The following is a 6,812-nucleotide window of genomic DNA, read 5'->3' on the forward strand; positions in this document are numbered from 1 at the left end:
CCCGGCTCGCGCAGGGCGCTCGCCTCCTCCTTTACCTCGCGCCAGGCCAGACCCGCCCTCCGCGGCCGGACACAGCGAAGCGGTCGGCCGGCAGGCCGACTCGTCCATCTGGCTGGAGTCCCCCTCACGGAGGGGGGCTGGCGGGGAGCCGTCGCACATGCTGGAGCCCCTTCTTGGAGGGGGCTCGGGGGAGCCCACGGAAATCGGGTCGCCAGACCCAAAGGAGCCGAAGGCGAGTTTGGGTCGAAAGCCGTCACTTCGCGCTCCCCGCTCGTGTCAACCTCAGCTGCACCAGCGCCATCAGTGCCACCATGCCGAAGATCAGCGTCGAGATCGCCGCCGCCAGGCCGAAGTTGGCGCCGGCATCGGTGAAGGCGATGCGGTAGGTGTAGCTGACCAGGATGTCGGTGGTGCCGGCCGGCAGCTTGGTGTTCAGGTAGTCCGGCCGGCCATCGGTCAGCAGGCTGATGAGCACGAAGTTGTTGAAGTTGAAAGCAAAGGCGCTGATGAGCAGCGGCGTCAGCGGCTTGATGATCAGCGGTGCGGTGATCTTCGAAAAGTTCACCCAGGGCGACGCGCCGGCCAGCGCGCTGGCCTCGTACAGGTCGCTCGGCACCGACTTCAGCAGCCCGGTGCACAGGATCATGATGTACGGGTAGCCCAGCCAGGTGTTCACGATCAGCAGCATCGTGCGCGCCAGCGTGGGGTCGGCGAACCAGGCTGGGCGCACGCCGAAGAGCGCGTCCAGGATGGCGTTGATCTCGCCGAAGTTCTGGTTGAACAGGCCCTTGAAGACCAGGATGCTGATGAAGCCCGGCACCGCATACGGCAGGAACAGCAAGGTGCGGTAGACCGCGCGGCCCTTGAGCGCCGGCCACTCCAGCGCCACGGCCAGCGCCATGCCGATGACGGTGGCGAACAGCACCGTCAGCGCCGAGAACATCACCGTCCACACGAAGATGGAGACGAAGGGGCCGCGGAAGTCGCTGTCCAGCAGCATGCGCTGGTAGTTGGCGAAGCCGATGCCCACGGTGAACCCGGGCTGCAGCGTCTGCCCGTCCGGCCCGGTGAAGTAGCCGGACTCGCGATTGGGCGCGTAGACGGTGCCGGTGGCGGACTCCTGCAGCGCACCGCCGGGTGCGGCGCGCCAGTCCGGCGTCTTCACGCCGAATTCGCGCAGGCCGGCGTAGGCCAGCACCGTGCCGTCGGGCAGGCGCGGCTGCAGCGCCATCAGTGCGTCGCGGCGGGAGATCACCTCGCGCATCGACAGCGCCGGGCCCTGGTCGGCCGCGGCAGGCTGCAGCGCGCCGTCGCCGCCCAGCGTTGCCACCCAGCGCGCGCCGTCGGGCCCGGTTAGCTGCACCCGATCGCCGGCATGCAGCGTGAAGGCATGGAGCCGCGTCTCGTCGAAGCCATGCTGGTCCAGCAGGTAGGCGCGCGCGCGGTCCTCGGTCAGCAGGTGGTTGGACGAGTAGTTCGTGAAGCCGATCTGCACCGTGTACAGCAGCGGAAAGGCCACGAACACCAGCATGCCCACCACGCCCGGGTACAGGTACTTCCAGGCTAGGCTGCGGGAGGCGGCATAGACCCACAGCGCACTGCCGCCCAGCACCAGCAGCGCCACGGCGGCCACGGCCTGCCCCGCCATGTGCGTGGCGTAGACCAGCCACAGCAGGGCCAGTGCCGCCACGGTGGTAACGATGCGGCCCATCATCGCGAACGCATCCGCGCTGCCGCGCCGTCCAGCGCGTCCTTCGGCGACTGCCGGCCCTGCGTGATGGCCTCCAGCGCTGCGTCCATCGCCGGGAAGAAGCGCTGCATCTCCGGGATGTTGGGGATGGCCTCGCCGGCCAGTGCGTTGGCCATGGTGGCGCGGATCGCCGGGTCGGCCGCCAGCTCGGCGTAGTAGGCCTTGTTGGCCGGCGTGCCCAGCGGCACGTCGGCCGAGACGGTCTTCAGGCTCTCCACCTTCAGCAGGTGCTGCTCCAGGAACTCGCGCGCGATGTCCTTGACGCGGCTGGGCGCGCTGATCATGCAGCCCAGCACGCCGACGAAGGGCTTGGCGGCGTGCCCGTCCAGGGCCGGGATCGGCGCCACGGCGAAGTCGATCTTGGCCTTCTTCGCGTTGTCCCAGGCCCAGGGCCCGGAGATCATCATCGCCACCTGGCCGCTGGCGAACTGCGCCTCCATGTCGGAGTAACGCGCGCCGCGCGGCATCACGCCCTCGTCGATCAGGCGCCTGAGCAATGTGGCGCCCTGCAGGGCGCCGGCGTTGTTCACGCCCACCTTCAGCGGGTCGTAGTCGCCACTCGCATCACGTTCGAACACGACGCCGCCCGGCCCGGCCAGCAGCGGCCAGGAGAAGAACGACTTGTTGTAGTCCCACAGGATGGCCTTCTTCCCCTGCGCCTGCAGCCGCCGGTCGAGCGCGAAGACGGCGTCCCAGGTGGCGGGCGGATCCGGCACCAGCGCGCGGTTGACGATCAGGCCGATGGCCTCGATCGCGATGGGGTAGCCCCAGAGCTTGCCGCGGTAGGTGAAGGCCTGCCAGGCGGAGTCCTCCACCGCGGCACGGACGGCCGGGCCCGGCCGCACCGGGACGATGAGGCCCGACTTGGCCCATTCGCCCACGCGGTCGTGCGGCCAGCAGAACACGTCCGGCCCCTTGCCGGCGGCGGCGGCAGCCTGGAACTTGTCGGGCGCGCCTTCCGGATGCTGCACGACCACCGGCACGCCGGTGGCGGCGGTGAAGGCGTCGCCCACCTGCTGCAGGCCGTTGTAGCCCTTGTCGCCGTTGATCCAGACCAGCAGGCGCGGCGCGTCCTGCGCCTGCGCAGGCGCGGCCCACGGCATCAGCGCGGCCAGCGCCGCCGCGGCCAGCAGCTGTCGCATCAGGCCGCCTGGGCTGGCGCGGCCACGGCCGCTGGTGCCACCAGACGGTGCAAGGCGCGGCCCTGGCCATCGAAGAGGTGGCAACGTTCGGCCGGTGCGCCCAGCGTCAGCGCATCGCCGGCGCTCGGGCGCAGGGCGCCGTCGAGCTCCACGGTCAGCGCTTCGTCGTCCTTCATGCCCGGGAAGTCGGCATACGCGTAGGTGGTGCCACCCAGCGACTCGACGAAGTTCACGCGCGCGGTCAGCACGTTGTCGGCCGCACCCACCACCAGGTGTTCCGGCCGCACGCCCAGGGTGAGCTGTTCGCCGCGCTTCACGCCCGTGCCATCGACCGTGCAGCGCACGCGGGCGCCGTCGGGCAGCTTCACGGTGACCTGCTGCGCATCGGCGCTTTCCGCCTCGGCGCGGATGAAGTTCATGCCCGGGCTGCCGATGAAGCCGGCCACGAACAGGTTGCAGGGGTGCTCGTAGAGTTCCAGCGGCGCGCCCACCTGCTCGATGCGGCCGGCGCTGAGCACCACGATGCGGTCGGCCAGCGTCATCGCCTCCACCTGGTCGTGGGTGACGTAGACCATGGTGGTCTTCAGCTGCTCGTGCAGCTTGGCGAACTCGTAGCGCATCTTCACGCGCAGCGCGGTGTCGAGGTTGCTCAGCGGCTCGTCGAACAGGAACACCTCGGGCTGGCGCACGATGGCGCGGCCGATGGCCACACGCTGGCGCTGGCCACCCGACAGGTCCTTGGGTTTGCGCTCCAGCAGGTGCTCGATGTGCAGGATGCGCGCGGCGTTGCGCACGGCGCTGTCGATCTCCGCCTTGGGCACCTTGGCGAGCTTCAGGCCGAAAGCCATGTTCTCGTACAGGTTCATGTGCGGGTACAGCGCGTAGCTCTGGAACACCATGGCCACACCGCGCTCGGCGGGCGGCACGTCGTGCACCTCGCGCGGGCCGATCCACAACTGGCCGCCGGTGATCTCCTCCAGCCCGGCGATGGTGCGCAGCAGCGTGCTCTTGCCGCAGCCGGAAGGCCCGACGAAGACCATGAACTCACCGTCGCGGATCTCCAGGTCGATGTCGCGCAGGACCTGCACGTCGCCGTAGGCCTTCTGCACCTTCACGAGCCGGACATCTGCCACCTGAACACCCCCGCTGATCCCGAAGGATGTAGAGAATATACAAACGTTGCCGAACCGAGACAGCGGGTTTTCCTCCACAAGCTGATCTATGAACCATTTGAAATCAATAAGTTAGACGTCATCGACAAACTACGCGTGTAGTACAACTACACAATCGATGCCCGGCTGTCGATACTTCCGCTCCAGAGGAGAGAAGTCCATGACCGTCACCACCCCCGCTACGCCCGAGACTGCACTGACCCGCGAGCAGGCCGAGTTCCGCCGCCTGGTGGCGCGTGAACTGGCCCAGCGCAGCGACCGCGGCAGTGCGGCCGCGTCGTTGGCCGCGGTGGCCGCGGCGGTGCGCACCCTGCTGGGCGACCGCTGGGCCGCCACCCAGGCGGCCGATGCACGCCGCAAAGGCGGGCGCCGGGTGCACTACCTGTCGATGGAGTTCCTGATGGGCCGCGCGCTGGACAACGCGCTCGACGCCCTGGGCCTGCGCGACGAGGTGCGCGCCGCGCTCGGCCAGGGTGCCCCGGCGCTGGATGCAGTGCGTGGCCACGAGCCCGACGCGGCGCTGGGCAACGGCGGCCTGGGGCGGCTGGCGGCCTGTTTCCTGGACGCGTTCGCCGCACTGGAACTGCCGAGCTTCGGCTACGGCCTGCGCTACGAGCACGGCATGTTCGCCCAGGCCATCCACGACGGCCGTCAGGTGGAACTGCCCGACCCCTGGCTGGAGCACGGCAACCCCTGGGAACTGGTGCGGCCCGAACAGCGTTACGAGGTCGGCTTCGGCGGCATGGTGTCGCACGCCGGCGGCCTGTGCCGCTGGGAGCCGGCGGAGCTGGTGCTGGCCCAGGCCTGCGACTTCATCGTGCCTGGCCATGGCACCGACCATGTGAGCACGCTGCGCCAGTGGCGCGCGCAGGCAGCGCGGCCGATCGACTTCGCCGCCTTCTGTCGCGGCGCGCACGAGGCCAGCGCGCAGCACAAGCAGGAGGCCGACGCGCTGAACTGGGTGCTCTACCCCGACGACAGCACGCCGCAGGGCCGGCGGCTGCGGCTGCGGCAGGAGTTCTTCCTTGTCAGCGCGTCGCTGCAGGACATGCTGGCCCGCGACCAGCGCGAGCACCCGGGTGACATGACCGGCTTCGGCTGCCGCAACGCGGTGCACCTCAACGACACCCATCCGGCCCTGGCCCCGGCCGAGCTGATGCGGCTGCTGCTGGACGAGCACGGCCTGGGCTGGGACAGCGCCTGGCGCGTGACCACCGCGGCCACCAGCTACACCAACCACACGCTGATGCCCGAGGCGCTGGAGACCTGGCCGGTGGCGATGCTGGAGGAGCTGCTGCCGCGGCACCTGGAGATCCTCTACGAGATCAACCGCCGCTTCCTGGCCGACATCCGCGCCCGCTTCCCGGGCGACGAGGCGCTGGTGCAGCGCGTGTCGCTGATCGACGAGGGGCACGAAGGCCACGAGCGCCGCGCACGCATGGCGTCCCTGGCCATCCTGGCGTCGCACAAGGTCAACGGCGTCTCGGCGCTGCATTCCGAACTGATGGTGCAGACCATCTTCGCCGACTACGCGCGGCTGTGGCCGGAGCGCTTCCTGAACGTGACCAACGGCGTCACGCCGCGGCGCTGGCTCGCGCAGGCCAACCGCGGGCTGGCGGGCTGGCTCGACGAGCAGATCGGCAGTGGCTGGCGCACCGACCTGTCGCACCTGCAGCAGCTGCACGCCCTGGCCGGCCAGAAGCGCCTGGGCACTGCGGCCGCGAAGATCAAGCTGGCCAACAAGCGGGCGCTGGCCGCGCGCATCGCGCAGGACACCGGCGTGCAGGTCGACCCCACCAGCCTGTTCGACGTGCAGATCAAGCGCATCCACGAGTACAAACGCCAGCTGCTCAACGTGCTACACGTCATCGCGCGCTGGCAGGCCATCGTGGCGGACCCTGACGCCGACTGGGTGCCACGCACGGTGATCTTCGCCGGCAAGGCGGCGTCGGCCTACCATGCTGCCAAGCTGACCATCCAGCTGATCCACGACGTGGCGCGCGTGGTCAACAGCGACCCGCGTGTGGGCGACAGGCTCAAGGTCGTCTTCCTGCCCAACTACGGCGTGAGCCTGGCCGAGGCCATCATCCCGGCGGCCGACCTGTCGGAGCAGATCTCCACCGCCGGCACCGAAGCCTCGGGCACCGGCAACATGAAGTTCGCGCTCAACGGCGCGTTGACCATCGGCACCTGGGACGGCGCCAACATTGAGATGGCGCAGGCGATCGGCGAAGACCGGCTCTTCATCTTCGGCCTGCGCGCCGATGCCGTGGCGCGCATGAAGCAGCTGGGCTACGACCCGCGCCTGTATGTGGAGGAGAACCCGCAGCTGCGCGCGGTGGTGGACGCCATCGCCGACGGCACTTTCTCCCCTGCCGAGCCGGAGCGCTACCGCAGCCTGGTACAGACCCTGCTGCAGCGCGACCCCTACCTGCTGATGGCCGATTTCGCCGACTACGTTCGCACGCAGCAGCGCGTGGACGCGCTGTACCGCGACCCAGCCGCCTGGCACGCGATGGCGCTGCACAACGTCGCCGGCATGGGGCACTTCAGCGTGGACCGGACGATCCGGGAGTACGTGGAGCATGTGTGGGGCAGGGCGCCGGGCCAGTGACCGGAATCGACCCGGAGCGGACGTTGGACCTATGTCCGTTTGCATTGGCGCGGGCCACGGAGGGCGGGTCTGGCCTGGCGCTCCTGTCCCCCGGCTCGCGCAGGGCGCTCGCCTCCTCCTTTACCTCGCGCCAG

General features: G+C 69.6%; 4 protein-coding genes. 1 reads left to right on the forward strand and 3 read right to left on the reverse strand.

Annotated elements, in window-relative coordinates; genetic code table 11:
* Nucleotides 1-253: 253 nt before the first annotated feature.
* From malF to ENE75_RS24300, 3 genes are read right to left on the reverse strand one after another with little or no spacing between them, the layout of a single operon-like run.
* Nucleotides 254-1,711: a maltose ABC transporter permease MalF gene (malF, locus tag ENE75_RS24290; protein WP_199232412.1), complete on the reverse strand. Its 1,458-nt coding sequence runs from the start codon at nt 1,709-1,711 to the stop codon at nt 254-256.
* Entirely contained in the window at nt 1,711-2,892 is a 1,182-nt protein-coding gene (gene malE, locus ENE75_RS24295) for a maltose/maltodextrin ABC transporter substrate-binding protein MalE (RefSeq protein WP_128201631.1), read from the reverse strand. The genes malF and malE overlap by 1 nt, the downstream gene beginning before the upstream one ends.
* Entirely contained in the window at nt 2,892-4,025 is a 1,134-nt protein-coding gene (locus ENE75_RS24300; RefSeq protein ID WP_128201633.1) for an ABC transporter ATP-binding protein, read from the reverse strand. The genes malE and ENE75_RS24300 overlap by 1 nt, the downstream gene beginning before the upstream one ends.
* Nucleotides 4,026-4,224: 199 nt before the next feature.
* Between ENE75_RS24300 and ENE75_RS24305 the strand changes: the two genes are divergently transcribed.
* Entirely contained in the window at nt 4,225-6,678 is a 2,454-nt protein-coding gene (locus ENE75_RS24305) for a glycogen/starch/alpha-glucan phosphorylase (RefSeq protein ID WP_128201636.1), read from the forward strand.
* Nucleotides 6,679-6,812 lie beyond the last annotated feature (134 nt).

This window comes from Rubrivivax albus, assembly GCF_004016515.1.
In the GTDB taxonomy this organism is placed as follows: Bacteria; Pseudomonadota; Gammaproteobacteria; order Burkholderiales; family Burkholderiaceae_C; genus Rubrivivax; species Rubrivivax albus.